General features: G+C 46.8%; 14 protein-coding genes. 4 read left to right on the plus strand and 10 right to left on the minus strand.

Annotated features, from left to right (window positions below):
* Nucleotides 1-120: 120 nt before the first annotated feature.
* Genes arcB through DRW07_RS00245 form a run of 3 tightly spaced genes read left to right on the plus strand, consistent with a single transcriptional unit; the run spans nucleotide 121 to nucleotide 4,544 of the window.
* A complete protein-coding gene (gene arcB, locus DRW07_RS00235) occupies nucleotides 121-2,475 on the plus strand; it encodes an aerobic respiration two-component sensor histidine kinase ArcB (protein ID WP_124025879.1) in 2,355 nt (784 codons plus the stop codon).
* Nucleotides 2,468-2,992 (plus strand): PH domain-containing protein, encoded by a 525-nt coding sequence (locus DRW07_RS00240; protein WP_124025880.1) that lies wholly within the window; start codon nucleotides 2,468-2,470, stop codon nucleotides 2,990-2,992. The genes arcB and DRW07_RS00240 overlap by 8 nt, the downstream gene beginning before the upstream one ends.
* A 1-nt stretch (nucleotide 2,993) precedes the next feature.
* Nucleotides 2,994-4,544: a PH domain-containing protein gene (locus tag DRW07_RS00245; protein WP_124025881.1), complete on the plus strand. Its 1,551-nt coding sequence runs from the start codon at nucleotides 2,994-2,996 to the stop codon at nucleotides 4,542-4,544.
* A 48-nt stretch (nucleotides 4,545-4,592) separates the two neighbouring features.
* Here the strand turns inward: DRW07_RS00245 and prpF are convergent, their stop codons facing one another.
* Genes prpF through DRW07_RS00270 form a run of 5 tightly spaced genes read right to left on the minus strand, consistent with a single transcriptional unit; the run spans nucleotide 4,593 to nucleotide 11,046 of the window.
* Nucleotides 4,593-5,735 carry a 2-methylaconitate cis-trans isomerase PrpF gene (gene prpF, locus DRW07_RS00250; RefSeq protein ID WP_124025882.1) on the minus strand — a complete coding sequence of 381 codons (1,143 nt, stop codon included), beginning with the start codon at nucleotides 5,733-5,735 and terminating at the stop codon, nucleotides 4,593-4,595.
* Nucleotides 5,732-8,335, minus strand: a complete 2,604-nt coding sequence (gene acnD / locus DRW07_RS00255; RefSeq protein ID WP_124025883.1) for a Fe/S-dependent 2-methylisocitrate dehydratase AcnD — start codon at nucleotides 8,333-8,335, stop codon at nucleotides 5,732-5,734. Before acnD ends, prpF begins: the two co-directional genes overlap by 4 nt.
* A gap of 19 nt (nucleotides 8,336-8,354) precedes the next feature.
* The gene (gene prpC / locus DRW07_RS00260; RefSeq protein WP_124025884.1) at nucleotides 8,355-9,479 is read right to left on the minus strand and encodes a bifunctional 2-methylcitrate synthase/citrate synthase; all 1,125 of its coding nucleotides are present in this window, start codon (nucleotides 9,477-9,479) and stop codon (nucleotides 8,355-8,357) included.
* A 30-nt stretch (nucleotides 9,480-9,509) separates the two neighbouring features.
* Nucleotides 9,510-10,388 (minus strand): methylisocitrate lyase, encoded by an 879-nt coding sequence (gene prpB / locus DRW07_RS00265; protein WP_124025885.1) that lies wholly within the window; start codon nucleotides 10,386-10,388, stop codon nucleotides 9,510-9,512.
* A gap of 13 nt (nucleotides 10,389-10,401) precedes the next feature.
* A complete protein-coding gene (locus DRW07_RS00270; RefSeq protein WP_124025886.1) occupies nucleotides 10,402-11,046 on the minus strand; it encodes a GntR family transcriptional regulator in 645 nt (214 codons plus the stop codon).
* A gap of 164 nt (nucleotides 11,047-11,210) precedes the next feature.
* Between DRW07_RS00270 and DRW07_RS00275 the strand changes: the two genes are divergently transcribed.
* Entirely contained in the window at nucleotides 11,211-11,630 is a 420-nt protein-coding gene (locus DRW07_RS00275) for a hypothetical protein (protein ID WP_205665339.1), read from the plus strand.
* Here DRW07_RS00275 and DRW07_RS00280 read toward each other — a convergent pair.
* The 5 genes from DRW07_RS00280 to DRW07_RS00300 all read right to left on the minus strand — a co-directional run bounded on the left by DRW07_RS00280 (nucleotide 11,621) and on the right by DRW07_RS00300 (nucleotide 15,576).
* Nucleotides 11,621-11,812 carry a hypothetical protein gene (locus tag DRW07_RS00280; protein ID WP_124025887.1) on the minus strand — a complete coding sequence of 64 codons (192 nt, stop codon included), beginning with the start codon at nucleotides 11,810-11,812 and terminating at the stop codon, nucleotides 11,621-11,623. The two genes, DRW07_RS00275 and DRW07_RS00280, sit on opposite strands and share 10 nt — an antisense overlap.
* 334 nt (nucleotides 11,813-12,146) lie before the next feature.
* Entirely contained in the window at nucleotides 12,147-12,728 is a 582-nt protein-coding gene (locus DRW07_RS00285; RefSeq protein ID WP_124025888.1) for a BON domain-containing protein, read from the minus strand.
* 13 nt (nucleotides 12,729-12,741) lie between these two features.
* On the minus strand, nucleotides 12,742-13,338 hold the full coding sequence (locus DRW07_RS00290) for a phosphoheptose isomerase (RefSeq protein WP_124025889.1): 597 nt from the start codon (nucleotides 13,336-13,338) through the stop codon (nucleotides 12,742-12,744).
* A 17-nt stretch (nucleotides 13,339-13,355) separates the two neighbouring features.
* Nucleotides 13,356-13,706: a YraN family protein gene (locus tag DRW07_RS00295; RefSeq protein WP_338067752.1), complete on the minus strand. Its 351-nt coding sequence runs from the start codon at nucleotides 13,704-13,706 to the stop codon at nucleotides 13,356-13,358.
* 7 nt (nucleotides 13,707-13,713) lie between these two features.
* A complete protein-coding gene (locus DRW07_RS00300) occupies nucleotides 13,714-15,576 on the minus strand; it encodes a penicillin-binding protein activator (RefSeq protein ID WP_124025891.1) in 1,863 nt (620 codons plus the stop codon).
* Nucleotides 15,577-15,634: the final 58 nt, after the last annotated feature.

Raw genomic sequence — 15,634 nt, forward strand, 5'->3', positions numbered from 1 at the left:
GGTTTGCATGAAATTCTGGTCTACATAGCATAAAAATTCATTTTGAGCGCTATTGCTAATGGTTTGCGACTAATCGTGTAAATGATAGGATTAGGTATCCTTACGTTCAGTTTATCTATTATGCATTCAGACCCTTCCCGTGACGCTTGGGCAATCCGATTTGCGCAGTTTGTTCAACGCTTTGGCACAGTCAAAATCAGTATTATTTTTGTCATTCTCACGTTGGTAGCTACTTTAGGTGGGTCTTACGCGATTCGAGTCAGTATGAATAGTGACATTGAGCTTGATGACTTCGTGAGTGCATTTTTGCTGACGTTATTATCTGCCCCTTGGGTGTTGTACTTTTTCAGTGAGCTGGTGCGTCATCTGGAAAACTCTCGGGCAAACTTAAAAGAGGTTGTCTCCCAGTTGGAGCGTCTGCGTGAAGAAGACGTATTTCTCAACCGAGAATTGCAAACCAACATTCGCCAACTAAACCATGAAATTGAACAGCGTCGTCAAGCGCAGGAAGAGAGAGAGACCGTTTTTAAAGAGTTAGAAAAGGAAATTAAACACAAGACTGAACAGGAAATTGAAGCCAGACGCTTGTCCACACTTCTGCGTTCCATCATTGATGCATCACCTGACCTAATTTATTACCGCAATGAAGAGGGGCGGTTTGCAGGGTGCAACCGAGTTGCTGAACAAATGACGGGCAAAACTCAGGAAGAGCTACTCGGGTTAACACCCCATGATGTGTATGAAGAAGATCTCGCTAGGCAGGTGGTAGAAAGTGATCACGAAGTGCTGGAAAGTAATGCCAGTATAACTGAAGAGCTATGGCTGCGTTTTGCCGATGGAAAACACCGGTATTTTGAAATGCGAAAAGTCCCGTTTTTTGATAAGGAAGGTCACAGGCTTGGGCTACTAGCGTTTGGGCGAGATATGACTGAACGCAAACAAGCCGAAAGTGCAGCCGCCAAAGCCAGCAAAGACAAAACCCGCTTTATTGCCACAATCAGTCATGAATTGAGAACGCCATTGAACGGTATTGTGGGGCTTAGCCGAATGTTAAGAGACACCGATCTGTCTCAGGAGCAATTCAATTGGGTAAGTACTATTTATGCCAGTGCAATCACACTGGGCAATATATTTAATGACATTATCGATTTGGATAAGCTCGACAGAGACAAAGTCGAACTGTCGCCTAAAACCATTTCAATTAAAGATTTCACCGAAGAGCTTAGCAGTATCATTCGGCTGCTCGCGGCGGATAAGTCACTCGATTTTATTAGCAAGATAAATGAACCCTTACCGGCGCTGGTTGAGGCAGATGGCACACGTCTTCGCCAAATTTTGTGGAATATTTTGTACAACGCCGTGAAGTTTACTCAAAAAGGCACGGTCTCATTGAATGTTAGTGCATCTAAGCCGGTTGAAGGGGTGTCAGAAGTCACCTTTGTTATGAAAGATACTGGGGTTGGCATACCTGAGGAGGAAATAGACAAAATTTTTGCCATGTATTATCAGGTCGATCACCCAGACCACCAAACTGCCACCGGCACGGGTATTGGTCTAGCCATTTGTAAGCAGATGGTAGCGCTTATGAACGGCAGTATTGACGTGACTAGTACAGTTGGCAAGGGGACAACATTCACCGTGCGTTTGCCGTTACCTCTTTCCCAGCAACCTATGCAGGTACAAGAGTTAAAGGTGTCTGACCTAAGTATTCTGTTGGTCGAAGACATTGAGCTTAACGTCATGGTAGCCAAAGCGCTATTGGAAAAAATGGGACAAAAAGTCGATGTGGCGATGACAGGACAGGAGGCCATCGACAAGGCCAGGACTGAGCATTACGATTTGGTTTTATTAGATATACAGCTACCTGATATGAGTGGCTTTGATGTAGCCGCAATCCTGCATGAGGAGGATCTATGCGCTGGTACGCCTATAGTGGCATTAACGGCAAATGTAATTAAAAAACGTGAAGAGTACCTGCAAAACGGCATGGACGATGTTATTGCCAAACCCATTAAGAAAAGTCGGGTGATAGAAGTATTCAATGATTTGTTCTGCGAGCCATTACGTGAACCTGTCGAGAAGCAGACTTTGCAACAGGACAATACGCAAAAAGCCTTAAGCAGTATGTTGGACCTCGAATTATTGCATATGCTGATTGATACCATTGGTGTTGACATGGTTCGGGAAAGTGTGAAGGTATTTCACGAAAAAATGCCTGAATATATGGAGATACTGCAATTGAGTTTGAGCGCAGATGAAAAAGATGAGGTATGCTCTGAGGCTCATAAAATTAAAGGCGCGGCAGGCTCAGTGGGGTTGGCAAGGGTGCAGCGTATCGCCAATCAAATTCAGCAAGGTGATCACCCTGCATGGTGGCAAAATGTACATGATTGGGTGGAAGAGCTGCATATGGCCGTAGATCACGACACGCAGGCACTCAACGATTGGCTAAAGTCGCAGGTAATAGATGATTAGCGAAAACGTAATGGAAGACAAAGCTATGTTTACTGACACAGATACACTTCCTGTAAGTCCTGAATACAGGCGATTAAATATCAGCATAAGTATTGTGGTTTCGGCTGTACTGTTGTTGATTTTTGCCGGTATTGCACATCAGCCCTTATTTGCGTTACCCGAGAGCTTGCTGGCGTTTGAGTGGGTCGCTTATGGCATTATCGTTTTCTTTTCTGTTTGGTCGGTTACCTACCATTGGTTTGCTGATCCAAAAATACGTTATGTTGCCAGAGAACAGGATGTAGTATTGCACAAAGGGTTGATTTTCCGCTCTATTACCTGCCAGCCTGTTAAGCGTATTCAGCATGTAGAAATTAAGCAAGGCCCTTTTGAGCGCATGCGTAATTTGGCAAATTTGAATATCTACTCAGCGGGTGGTGTTGCGCATACCTTCGCGATTCCGGGTTTATCCGTCGAGTCTGCCGAGCAGTTACGCGAGTTCATTATGGCGCACAAAGATACAAATTCGGACCAGTAGATTGAAGGCCGTTAAGGAACAACGCGAACTAGCCCAAGCCCTGTCTTTTGAAATGGACAAGTGGCACAGGCTGTCACTCTTTGCCGTCATGTACTACTTTTTTCAGAATGTCCTTAACATAGGACGCAGCGCATTCTATTTAATCCCTGTTTTAGCGTTGAATTTGGATAAGGTGAAAGCGCATCTAGCCATTCTATTACCGGCTGTACTCGCCCTGCTATGTCTGGTGTTATGTTGGAGCATTGCTTATTACTTAAAGTTTACATTTAAGCTTACTCATCAAAAGCTTATTATTAAGTCTGGGGTGTTTAAGCGAAATACCCTTGATCTGCCTTTCGAACGCATTCAAAGCGTGAAAATTGTTCAGCCATTTTTTTTCCGTTTTACCGGGCATGCTGCCGCAACGCTTGACTCTGCGGGCTCTGCACAAAACGAGGCTGTGCTAGCGGCGCTGGTGCTACATGATGCGGAAGCAATTAAAGAGCATGTGATGAAAGTGGCGAAAAAGCCACATGGCGATGAAGAAAGCATCAATCGCCAGCATGACGACGTTCAGATTCTTAATAAACGTCAGCTAAAAGATCTCATTATCCATGGCATATCAAACAATCGTGTATGGTTAATTTTAGGTGGTTTGGCCCCCTTTTTTGATAATTTCTTCGAGGCCGTAGAAGCTTGGTTGACAGCCCAAGGGTTAACACTTAGCCAATTGGTGGGAGATCAGACTATTGCATGGTGGCAGTTCGGTCTGTATGCCATCACGCTCATTGCCATTGCAGGCTTTTTGGTGGCCTTGTTGTCTGTGTTCGGGGCCATCATGGCGTTCCATAATTATGTGTTGCTCAAGCAAGGTGAGCGCTATGTGAGGAAAAGTGGCCTGCTCAGTGTGCAGGAAGTCAGCATGCAGCACAGCCGGCTACAGGTTATAAAGCTCAAACAGGACTGGCTCGACGTTATTCTCAAGCGAATAAATTTCTTTTACTTACAAAATCAAACAGGTTTTGTCGCCGGCGAATCACTTGCTCAAACAAACCAAGTGTTGGTGCCCTCGGTAACTTATCAGGAAGCGCACGCCCTGTTGTCTGAGGCGATGCCCGACAGTCAGGCAGATACGATTGCTTTTCAAAGGGTGAGTGGGTACTACCTGATTAATCGCTGGTTTGTTAGGTTACTTCCTCTCTTTATTTTGACTACCTCCTTATCACTGTTTGCCGATACCTACTCGCCTTTGTTAATTAACTTGGCAGCATTTAGCGGTTTTGTTGGTTTGATCTACCTGCGTTGGTTGCGGTGGGGGGTGGCATGGGACGAGAAATATATTTATGTCCAGAATGGGTTGATTGGCAAAACAGTGCGCTGCTTTGAACGGTACAAAATGCAGCAAGTCAGTCTAAAGCAGAGCTTTTTTATGCGCAGGAATAAGGTAATGAATGTGCAGATTGTATTGGCCAGTGGCGGGATTAGTGTTCCCTTTGTGCCGGAAAATATGGCGAAGCAGTTAGCGCAAGAGACACTAGATATTGCACAAACCACTCAGAAGTCTTGGATGTAACCTCACTCCAGAGTTATGGGGTGTCTAAGACACCCCATTATCAGTACGTTAAACAGGTGGTATGTAAACGTGACCTTTCATCAAAGTACGAGCACTTCGACTCATAGTGACCGAATTGACCAGCCAATCTCCATTAAGCTCCTCAACCTCTGCTCCTACAGTCAAGGTTCCTGATGGGTGCCCAAAAGTGACAGTGCCGTCTACATTCCCCTTGGCTGCCTGATTGAGCAGTGTGCCTGGCATAGCGGCAGCACTGGCAATCGCGACTGCGGCTGTTCCCATCATAGCATGATGTAACTTACCCATAGAGACGGCTCGCACTAGCAAGTCCGTATCTGCCTCACTAATACGCTTCCCACTGGAAGCAGTGTAAGCTTTTGGGGGAGAGACAAAGGCGACTTTAGGAATATGCCCGCTCAAGGGTATTCCCATGGCAGCCGCACCTGCTGCGCGAATTAGCTCAAGCTTTTGTAATGATTCAGGTGAGCTATTAACCACGTCCTGACTTTCCGTACCCATAAAACCTGCATCAGACGCATTAACAAAAACGGTTGGAATGCCAGAGTTAATCATAGTGGCGGATAAGCTTCCTATACCTTCAACAGATAATTCATCCACAGGATTTCCGGTTGGCAGCACATTATTGCCAGCATCAGCGGGCGACATAAAGGTAACTTCTACCTCAGCTGCGGGAAATGTTACTCCGTCGAGCTCAAAGTCTCCAAGCTCAACAGCTTGTCCTTCGCGTAACTGTATTTTTGCCAAAATCACCTTTTGAATGTTTTGTTGCCAGATGCGAACGGTGACGTTATCACCCTTCAAACGCGATGCATCAACAAGACCTTGTTGAATCGCAAACACGCCCACTGCGGCTGTCAAATTTCCACAGTTGCCACTCCAGTCAATAATGGGCCTATCAATGGCGACTTGCCCAAACAGGTAGTTCACATCGCAATCTTCCCGGTCGCTCTTGGACAAAATGACCGTTTTACTGGTACTGGAAGTGGCGCCCCCCATTCCGTCAGTATGCTTACCGTATGGATCGGGACTGCCTATCACCCTAAGCAACAACGAATCACGGTATTCACCAGGCTGCTGAGCCTCGACGGGCAAGTCTTCAAGCCGGAAGAACACACCTTTGCTGGTACCGCCGCGCATGTAAGTTGCAGGGATACTTGTCTGCTGACTCATGATGAGGCCTCTTCTGCTTGCAAAAAGTCTTTGGCAAAGCGCTGTAATACGCCACCCGCACCGTATATAGATACCTCTTCAAGCGTGTCGAGTCGGCACCGAACAGCCACATTTTTAGTCTCACCATTTTGGCGTTTAACGATGAGGGTAAGTGTAGCACCTGGAGCGGGTTCACCTTCCACAGAATAGGTTTCAGTACCGTCAAGGGCTAGCGTTGTTCGGTTTACTCCCTCGACGAACTCAAGGGGAAGCACGCCCATGCCAATCAGATTAGTGCGGTGAATACGCTCAAATCCCTCCGCAACAATGACTTCAACACCAGCAAGGCGAACCCCCTTGGCTGCCCAGTCGCGAGAAGAACCTTGACCGTAGTCTGCACCAGCAATAATAATCAGTGGCTGCTTCCTTTCCATGTAAGTTTCAATGGCATCCCACATGCGCATCACTTTGCCTTCCGGTTCCAACCTGGCGAGCGAGCCTTGCACAACTTCACCGTCTTCTTGAACCATTTCGTTGAGTAATTTGGGGTTAGCTAACGTAGCGCGTTGCGCTGTCAAATGATCGCCTCTGTGCGTGGCATAGGAATTAAAATCTTCCTCTGGCAGGCCCATCTTTGCCAAATACTCACCTGCGGCACTGCTTGCCATAATGGCATTTGACGGTGACAGGTGATCAGTGGTGATGTTATCGCCCAGAATAGCCAATGGACGCATATCTTTCATCATTCGTGGTGCAGCAAGTGCCCCTTCCCAGTATGGAGGTCTACGAATATAGGTGCTCATTTCACGCCACGGATACAAAGGATCAATATTGGCGTCGTGGGCATCTGCCAAATCAAACATTGGTTCATACACTTTCTTGAAGTGTTCGGGCTTAACACTTTGGGCAATGACCGCGTCTATCTCTTCATCACTCGGCCAGAGGTCTTTGAGTGTTATTGGCTTGTTGTTTTTGTCGTAACCGAGCACATCGCGCTCAATGTCGAAACGAATTGAACCTGCGATTGCATAGGCAACAACCAATGCTGGGGACGCCAAGAACGCTTGTTTTGCGTAAGGATGAATACGACCGTCAAAATTTCGGTTGCCCGATAATACTGCGGTGGCGTAGAGATCCCTGTCAATGATTTCCTGTTGGATGTCTTTGTCTAACGCACCAGACATACCGTTGCAGGTTGTACAGGCAAACGCGACGATGCCAAAGCCCAATGCCTCCAGTTCAGGGAGGAGTTCAGCCTCTTCAAGATACAGTTGGACCGCTTTAGAACCGGGTGCCAGTGATGTTTTCACCCAAGGTTTACGGGTAAGCCCCAATCTATTTGCGTTACGCGCCAACAGTCCGGCAGAGATAACGTTGCGCGGATTGCTGGTATTTGTACAGCTGGTAATGGCGGCGATGATGACAGCACCATCTGGCATCTGGTCATCTGACTCGTCATAGTGTGCGGCAATACCTTGCGACTGCAATTGTTCTACGGGCAGTTTTGCATGTGGTCTTGAAGGACCAGCCATAGTGCGTTCTACGGCCGATAGGTCAAAGTGTAAGACGCGCTCATAGTGTGCCGATTCGAGCGACTCAGCCCAGAGTCCAACTTGTTTTGCATAGGTTTCTACCAGGGCAACCTGGCTGTCCTCGCGGCCGGTTAGTTTTAAGTAGTCCAGGGTTTGCTGGTCGATATAGAACATACCGGCTGTTGCGCCGTATTCAGGCGTCATATTGGCAATGGTCGCCCTGTCACCTAAGGTAAGGTGCGCTGCACCTTCACCAAAGAATTCCAGATAGGCACCCACCACTTTAGCTTCGCGCAAGAAGGCTGTCAGAGCCAAAACAACATCTGTCGCAGTAATGTTAGGCTTGGGTTTCCCGTGGAGTTCTACACCTACAATATCAGGTACACGCATGTATGAAGCTCGGCCCAACATAACGCTTTCAGCTTCTAGGCCGCCGACTCCGATGGCAATAACGCCCAATGCATCAACGTGAGGTGTATGGCTATCAGTGCCTACCAGTGTATCGGGAAAGGCAACGCCGTCTCGGTTGTGTACGACGGGAGACATCCTTTCCAGGTTGATCTGGTGCATGATGCCGTTACCAGGAGGGATAACATCGATGTTTTTGAAGGCCGTTTTTGTCCAGTTTATAAAGTGAAAACGGTCATCATTTCGCCTGTCTTCAATGGCGCGGTTCTTTTCAAACGCGTCTTTTTCAAAACCAGCGTGTTCAACAGCCAATGAGTGGTCGACTATCAATTGTGTGGGAACCACAGGATTGATTTTAGCGGGGTCTCCGCCTTCTTTGGCTATCGCATCTCTTAGCCCAGCTAGGTCAACAAGTGCGGTTTGACCCAAAATGTCGTGGCATACCACGCGCGAGGGAAACCAAGGGAAATCATGCTCTCGCTTCCGCTCAATTATCTGAGTTAGGGAACGCTGAAGAGTCTCCGGTGGGCACTTTCTCACTAGGTTCTCGGCAAATACTTTTAAGCTATATGGCAAGGTTGCATAAGCCCCGGGCTTAATTGCGTTTATGGCAGACTCAACATCAAAGTAGTCCACCATCATAGGCGCATTGGGTAAGGGTTTGCGGTATTCGCTATTCATAATTTTTCTCGCTGTGTGATCAGTCGCGTTCGCCAATAGGTGGTACAGTGCGTAGCTCTTCGCCAGTGTATTCTGCTGAGGGACGAATAATACGATTGTCTGCGCGCTGTTCCATAACATGGGCTGCCCAGCCGGTCAGTCGAGACATCACAAAAATTGGGGTAAATAAGGGGGTAGGAATACCCATAAAGTTGTAAGCCGAGGCATGGAAGAAATCAGCATTACAAAAGAGCTTTTTCTCGCGCCACATAACCTCTTCGCAGCGAACCGAAACAGGATACAAGACAGTGTCACCGACATCAGCTGCCAGCTTTTCCGACCAGCCTTTAATAATTTCATTGCGTGGGTCTGATTCTGAATACACGGCATGACCAAAGCCCATGATTTTTTCTTTTCGCGCCAGCATACCCATCATTTCTTCCTCAGCATGTTCTGGCGAGGTGAACTTCTCAATCATCGCCATCGCCGCTTCGTTAGCACCGCCGTGCAATGGACCGCGCAATGACCCTATGGCGCCTGTTATACATGAATGAATATCGGACAAGGTTGACGCACATACGCGGGCGGTGAAAGTTGAAGCGTTAAATTCATGCTCTGCGTAGAGAATAAGCGAGACATGCATCACTTTCTCGTGCAATGCATTGGGCTTTTCACCGTGTAACATGTGCAGGAAGTGCGCACCTATTGAGTCGTCGTCTGTTTCAACATCAATGCGCACGCCATCGTGAGTGAAGCGATACCAATAGCAGATGATACTAGGAAAGCAGGCAAGCATGCGATCTGTGGCTTCTTGCTGTTCGGTGAAGTCCTGTTCGGTCTCAATGTTGCCTAAAATAGAGCATCCGGTTCTTAATACATCCATTGGATGTGCGTCGGCGGGAATGGTTTCAAGCACCGTTTTAACGCCTGCAGGCAAGCCTCTCAATGACTTGAGTTTTGTTTTGTACTGAGCAAGTTCACTGGCATTGGGAAGCTTGCCTTTAAGGATCAAATACGCGACTTCTTCGAATTCGCAATGATTCGCCAAATCTTTAACATCGTAACCGCGGTAGGTGAGTCCAGAGCCGGACTTGCCAACGGTCGATAGGGCTGTTTTACCTGCAACCTGTCCACGCAAACCTGCGCCACTTAGTACTTTCGCCATGATGTTCTCCGTAATATAGGGTGTATTAATTTATTTGTTTTTGCCTTGTGCGAACAAAGCATCCAGTTTGTCTTCGTATTCGTGATAGCTCAGGTAGTCGTAGAGTTCTGCTCGGGTTTGCATGGTATCTACTACCGCCTTTTGATCGCCATCTGTCAGTATTGCATCGTAGACACGTTCAGCGGCTTTATTCATGGCCCTGAAAGCGCTCAGCGGATAAAGCACCATTGCTGCACCCCATTCACCTAACTGCTTTGCATTCCAAAGTTCCGTTTTACCAAACTCAGTGATGTTAGCGAGAATAGGTACGTCAAGCGCTTCTGCGAAGGCACGATAATGTTCTTCGGTTTGTACCGCTTCAGCAAAAATTCCATCTGCACCGGCAGCGACATAGGCTTTTGCCCTGGCAATTGCTGCTTCCAAGCCTTCCTGCGCAAATGCATCTGTTCGAGCCATAATAAAGAAGTCTGGATCAGTACGCGCATCGACCGCTGCTTTTATCCGATCAACCATTTCTTCGGTAGATACAATTTCTTTACCCGGTCGGTGGCCACAGCGTTTTTGTGCTACCTGATCTTCCATATGAACTGCGGCAGCACCGGCTTTTTCCATATCTTTTATAGTTTTGGCAATATTAAAAGCGCCGCCCCAGCCCGTGTCTATATCAACCAATAAAGGAAGGTCACAGGCTGCTGTAATACGCTGCACATCAGCAATTACGTCATTGAGTGATGTCATACCAAGGTCTGGCAAACCGTATGATGCATTCGCTACTCCGCCGCCTGACAGATAAATAGCCTTATGTCCGATACGCTTTGCCATCATGGCTGAATAGGCATGTATAGTGCCCACAATTTGTAGTGGTTTATTGTCTTTTAAAGCTTGTCTGAATTTCTTACCTGCACTCATAAGTCATTGCCTCTTAATGTAGTAACTCTTCAATGTGGAGACGGGAATACTGAATGTGCCTGCGCATTAACATCTCAGCGAGTTCTCCGTCGCGATTTTTGATTGCCATGATGATGTGTTTGTGTTCATCCCAAGCATTAGATACCCGCGGTCCTGCCATACCCAATTGAACCCTGTACATGCGTACCAGATGATAAATGCCCTCAAGCAGCATGGTGGTTAACTGTGGACTGTGACTACCTTTGATAATGCGGTAGTGAAAGTCGACATCTCCGGCTTCCTGATAATAGGTTTGCTCTCCTTTCACCTCGGCAGCATGAGACGCTAACAGAGCATAGACTTCATCTATGTCGGTCTCAGGCATATGCTTAGCAGCCAGACGTGCAGCCATGCCCTCTAAAGCTTCTCGCACGGCGTACAAGTGGATAAGCCCGTCATAGGACAATGTCACTACCCGTGCACCGACATTGGGTCTGCGTTCAATGAGATTACAGGTGGAAAGCCGGTTGATCGCTTCTCTTATTACGGCCCGACTTACCTCGTAGCGGTGTGCCAGTTCTGCTTCATTTAACTTTGAACCCGCCAGTATCTCACCCTCGACAATGGCATTGCGAAGGGCCACAAATGTTCTATCTGCATGAGTGATGGGGATTGCCATAGTTTACTCTTAGATTATTTATTGTCGACAATATAGCTCATAATTCACTAAATACAAGTTTTTATTGTCTATATTGTCGACAAAGTGGCTCCGGGAGTGTTTTTTAATCGTAATTCTGTGAATTGTCTTATAATTATATTGTCCATTAAAAAGGAGATGGCATTGTGTTATCAAACAAACTCTTTCAGCCACACGGTGAATGCGATGTTTGGTGTAATAAGCGCATTCTTTTTGCGCGTCTTAAAGGTACATGGAACAAAGAGGCAGCGGTTTCTTTCGCGCAGCGTTTTAAAGCGCAGGCCGCCCCTTTGGTGGAGAGACCATGGGGGCATGTTGTCTATTTGGATGATTGGGATTTATGCTCCCCAGATATGTTTCCAGTTATCGAATCGTTGGTCGAATGGTGTATCGACAATAACCTGAAACGCGCAGCTCAGATTTACACGCCATCTGCAATGAAAAGGCAATTTCTCGACCGAATGGTGGTTGAGGAAATGGGCGACTTTACGCGCGCTTGTTTTGATTGCGAAGAAGCGGCACTTGCCTGGCTAGAATCAGAGCTTGAAAACCTCGATCATAAGTAGGGTGTGTCTTTATCAATTCGACAGATTTCTGATTCTTGATCTACCACAGGTTGCGCCTCTGCCTGGGGTTGACATTTAACGACCACAGCGTCGGCTTCGGTGGTGTGATTGGTTGCTATAGCCAATGGCACAGCAATGCAGGTGGCTAAAGCTAAAGCAAAGAAAACATCTCTATTCGTCATGTTGGCTACTCCGAAGCTTATTACCTCTTTGCCATACTGCAGTGCATTATTGGTACCAGCCTGAATTAATCAAAAATCTATTTTTAATCAGTATGTTGCGGTTTGTTAATGCATTGATTCTGAAGCAGTGAGGCCACAGATTACATACTCTAAGTGTAGAAGTTACACACCGAATTTAGCAAACCAGGTGATAGTAAAACTAATCCGAAGTGTGGGCCTAACAGGCAAAATTTCCTTGTCTTTTAATCGATTACTTTAAGAAAAATAGACAAAAAAATCTTGGAAATAAGGGGAAATAGCCCGACTTGAATGCCGGGCTAAAAAGGCGATTGTGTTACATCAGTTCCAGCGCTCTGACGACGCGTTTAACACCATTGACGTTGCGAGTTATTTCAACCGCTTTTGTGGCTTCTGCATTCGTCAGCCGACCCATTAAAAAGACTTCACTATCTTCCACCACAACGTTTATTTGCAATGAAGGCACATCCTTTTCTGTCAATAGCTGTGTTTTTACTTTAGAGCCAAGCCAGATGTCATTAGCTTGTGTTGATGCTGAAATGGGCTGACCGATGCGAATTTGATTGTGCACTTTCGTGATGTGTTCAACCGATTTCGCTATACTTTCGGCTTGATTAATAAGCGGTTGGCTGGGCGCCTGACCAGTGAGCAGCGCCACCCCGTTATACACATTAACCTGTAAATTAGTCAGCTCAGATAAGCCCTCAACTTGTCCCCACCGATAGGCAATTTGTGTACTTGCTGTAGTATCGTCTATTTGCGTGCCTACGGTGCGTCTGTCATTGGCAGATTTTGCGGCTACTGCTCCTGCTGTGCCAACAGCGACTACGGCACAGCCCTGCGTAAATAATGTTGCAATAAATAGACTAACGACAAAAAGGTGCCTGCGTCTGGTCATGTGATCCTTCCTTCTATCCTTCAAATGAATCTGCTGGGAATAAGCTGTCGTCAATGCATTCGCAAAGGTTGTGAATAATAAGAAGATGAACTTCCTGTATGCGTGCTGTGCGGTTTGACGGTACCCGTATTTCAACGTCGTTTTCACTTAAAAAACCTGCCATTTCGCCACCGTCTTTCCCTGTCAACGCAACAATTGTCATGTCTCTGGCAAGTGCAGCTTCCATGGCATTAATGACATTTCGAGAATTACCACTTGTAGAAATTGCCAAAAGTATATCGCCGGGTTGGCCAAGTGCTCTGACTTGCTTCGAAAATACCTGATCATAACTGTAGTCATTCGCAATCGACGTTAAGGTTGATGTATCTGTAGTTAGCGCGATTGCAGGCAAACTAGGTCGGTCTCTTTCATACCTATTAAGTAGCTCTGATGAAAAATGTTGGGAATCACCCGCTGAGCCGCCATTTCCACAGCATAAGATTTTATTACCGCGAATCAGTGCTTCTACCATCATAGTGGAAGCACGTTCAATAACAGGTGGGAGCAATTCTGCTGCAGCTATTTTAGTTTGAATACTCTCGGTAAAGTTGGCTTTAATGTTTTCTATCATGTTTGTACTCAGGTATTTTATATAGTGACATTGCGTAACCATGTCAGTTCATTTTCATCAATGGCGATAATGTCGAATCTAATATCAGTGTGTGCTGGGTTAAGGTTATTGTCTATCAAATAAAGGTTAAAAGTGGCAATCATGCGTTGAAGCTTTCTCGGATTGACCGTCTCAAGAGGGTGCCCGTGATCGCGGTTTCCCCTGTATTTTACTTCGACACAAACCCAGCACGGGCCATGACGGCAAATGATATCAAGTTCACCGCACTTTTTTCTAACATTTCTGTCTATGACCTTTAGCCCTTGTTGACTAAGGTATTCTGCGGCTTGCTGTTCAGCGCGCTGCCCATTTATATGTGACGCTGTCAGTTCTTAGTTACTCCATTTCCAAACTAGAGACTTGCTGCTGACTAACCTCTGCCATGGGGAGCTGTCGCTCTATTTCTGCATACTGATTCATTCTCAGGCTGCCCGACATACCTTCAAAGCGATAGCCAGGCATTGCTGCAAGAGTATGGATTTCTGAAAGCATGGTTAAGGCATCAAACCCAAATGCAAACAAACGAGCGAAAGAGGCCCTTTGCTCTGGCCATAGTGCAGACAACTGCTCAGATTCAGCTTGCCACCGCTCAGGCGCCAGCACAAAAGGCGCATCTAAAAAGCGAACATTCTCCAAATCTCTAAGTTGGTTTGGTGCGTCTGTTCGTTCTATAGAGCGGGACGAGGCATAGACCGGCACCGATTGCTGCCTGAACGGGCTAATACTGGCTTCGACCATGGGGTTAATAAGCGACAGTTGTTCTGGCGTTGCAAAGACTACGATGGCATCAATGTCTTGCCTGCTTCTGTTCTGATCGTAAACAATGCGATTGGTCATACGATTAATTTGGCTTATGTTCTCGTCACTTTGCGACACCCCTAAAGCATCAGCCAATGCACTGCCCAGATTGTCTATGGTGTCAAACTCAACGATATCAAAGCCAACGTGCCCCTGAGGTACTGAGCGTGTTGCGCGCATCCGCTGCCATTTTCTGGTAAATGCTTGCAGCATGCGTTGCCCAACACCAATATCCGAGGCGACAACTATCGGGTGTCGGTAGCCCTGTTTGTAAACATGCTGTGCTAACTGCTCTGCTTCGTCCTCCGGAGCCAGACCAAAATAGGCTGTTTGCGTATTGCCCAGCGTAAGCGCAAGTTCACTGCGGACATCAGCTTCAACGCGATTGAGTGCCAATCGCTTTACAGAGAGAGGGAGAAAGGGAACAACGGCATCAATATTCTCTCTTAACAATGGGCCAATGACCCAGTTTGCAGTAGCAGCCTCTTGGATCAACTGCTCAGAAGGCATTAGTGCGGTGTCCAAAAAGCGCACTGAAACGCGTTCTTCAGACTCATTTAGCGCAAAGAATGCAGCGAGAATGCCTTGCTTTATTGCCGACCCAGTAGATTCGAATCTGCCACTGAGGGGAAGCATGACGATGACATCTTGTTTAGCACTATTGGTCACAACAGAAGCAGTCAACATACTTGGCGGGATGTTTAATGCCAATGGGTGAGCAAAATACACCTGTTGAAACTGCGCGATTGCTTCAGCTAATCGTTCTGGCGAACCACCGTGTTCCCGTTGAATAGTGACAAGGGCTGAATGAGGGCGCAGCGCGCTATGTTGGGTCTCAAGTGCACGCACATCTGCACTGGACATGCTAGCCAAGTACTCCACCAACTGTAAGTGTATCTGCATGTCTTCAGGCGCCAGCGCAAGTTGTGCTAATAACGCAGAGATAGCGTCGCCTTGTTTGTTATGCAGTTCAACAAGAAGTTGTAATCGCTTTTGTTCCAGCGGGGCCTCTGTAAATGGGTGTTGCAACCAACTCTCATTCACATAGTCTGGTAATGGCTTCGTGCTCAGCGCTAGCAGGCTTTTAAACAGGTCTATATCCTCTTGTTGGGCGTGTGGTGCATAAGCAAAAAGCAAGGCTTTTGCCATATCTGGCTGCGCTTCAATAATGAGCTGCTTTGCTGTTTGAAGAATGGCTTTACCGTCGATGGGCATAGCCTGCAGTAGAGGAGCGATGCTGTTAATGTCTAATTTTTCGTTTGACTGTACCACATCAGTAGGTGATGCAGTCATTGCTTTGGTTGGGATGGGCGAAACCGTTTGAGTGCTTCCACAGGCTTGCAGTAGCGTACAAGCACAAACAATAAGTAGACCTTTTATTGATATTCTGTGATGCGGCATGCAGACAACCTCTGTGTATACGGCGTAAGCGTGATAAACTCACCCGGAAAAAACGTAA

It is taken from the genome of Paralteromonas sediminis (genome assembly GCF_003820355.1).
GTDB classification, from domain to species: Bacteria; Pseudomonadota; Gammaproteobacteria; order Enterobacterales; family Alteromonadaceae; genus Alteromonas_F; species Alteromonas_F sediminis.

Excerpts from the sequence above, each read along its gene's own strand:
- arcB (WP_124025879.1), top strand. The coding sequence starts at position 121 with ATGCATTCAGACCCTTCCCGTGACGCTTGGGCAATCCGATTTGCGCAG.
- DRW07_RS00240 (WP_124025880.1), top strand. The coding sequence starts at position 2,468 with ATGATTAGCGAAAACGTAATGGAAGACAAAGCTATGTTTACTGACACA.
- prpF (WP_124025882.1), bottom strand. The coding sequence starts at position 5,735 with ATGAGTCAGCAGACAAGTATCCCTGCAACTTACATGCGCGGCGGTACC.
- acnD (WP_124025883.1), bottom strand. The coding sequence starts at position 8,335 with ATGAATAGCGAATACCGCAAACCCTTACCCAATGCGCCTATGATGGTG.
- prpC (WP_124025884.1), bottom strand. The coding sequence starts at position 9,479 with ATGGCGAAAGTACTAAGTGGCGCAGGTTTGCGTGGACAGGTTGCAGGT.
- prpB (WP_124025885.1), bottom strand. The coding sequence starts at position 10,388 with ATGAGTGCAGGTAAGAAATTCAGACAAGCTTTAAAAGACAATAAACCA.
- DRW07_RS00270 (WP_124025886.1), bottom strand. The coding sequence starts at position 11,046 with ATGGCAATCCCCATCACTCATGCAGATAGAACATTTGTGGCCCTTCGC.
- DRW07_RS00280 (WP_124025887.1), bottom strand. The coding sequence starts at position 11,812 with ATGACGAATAGAGATGTTTTCTTTGCTTTAGCTTTAGCCACCTGCATT.
- DRW07_RS00285 (WP_124025888.1), bottom strand. The coding sequence starts at position 12,728 with ATGACCAGACGCAGGCACCTTTTTGTCGTTAGTCTATTTATTGCAACA.
- DRW07_RS00290 (WP_124025889.1), bottom strand. The coding sequence starts at position 13,338 with ATGATAGAAAACATTAAAGCCAACTTTACCGAGAGTATTCAAACTAAA.
- DRW07_RS00300 (WP_124025891.1), bottom strand. The coding sequence starts at position 15,576 with ATGCCGCATCACAGAATATCAATAAAAGGTCTACTTATTGTTTGTGCT.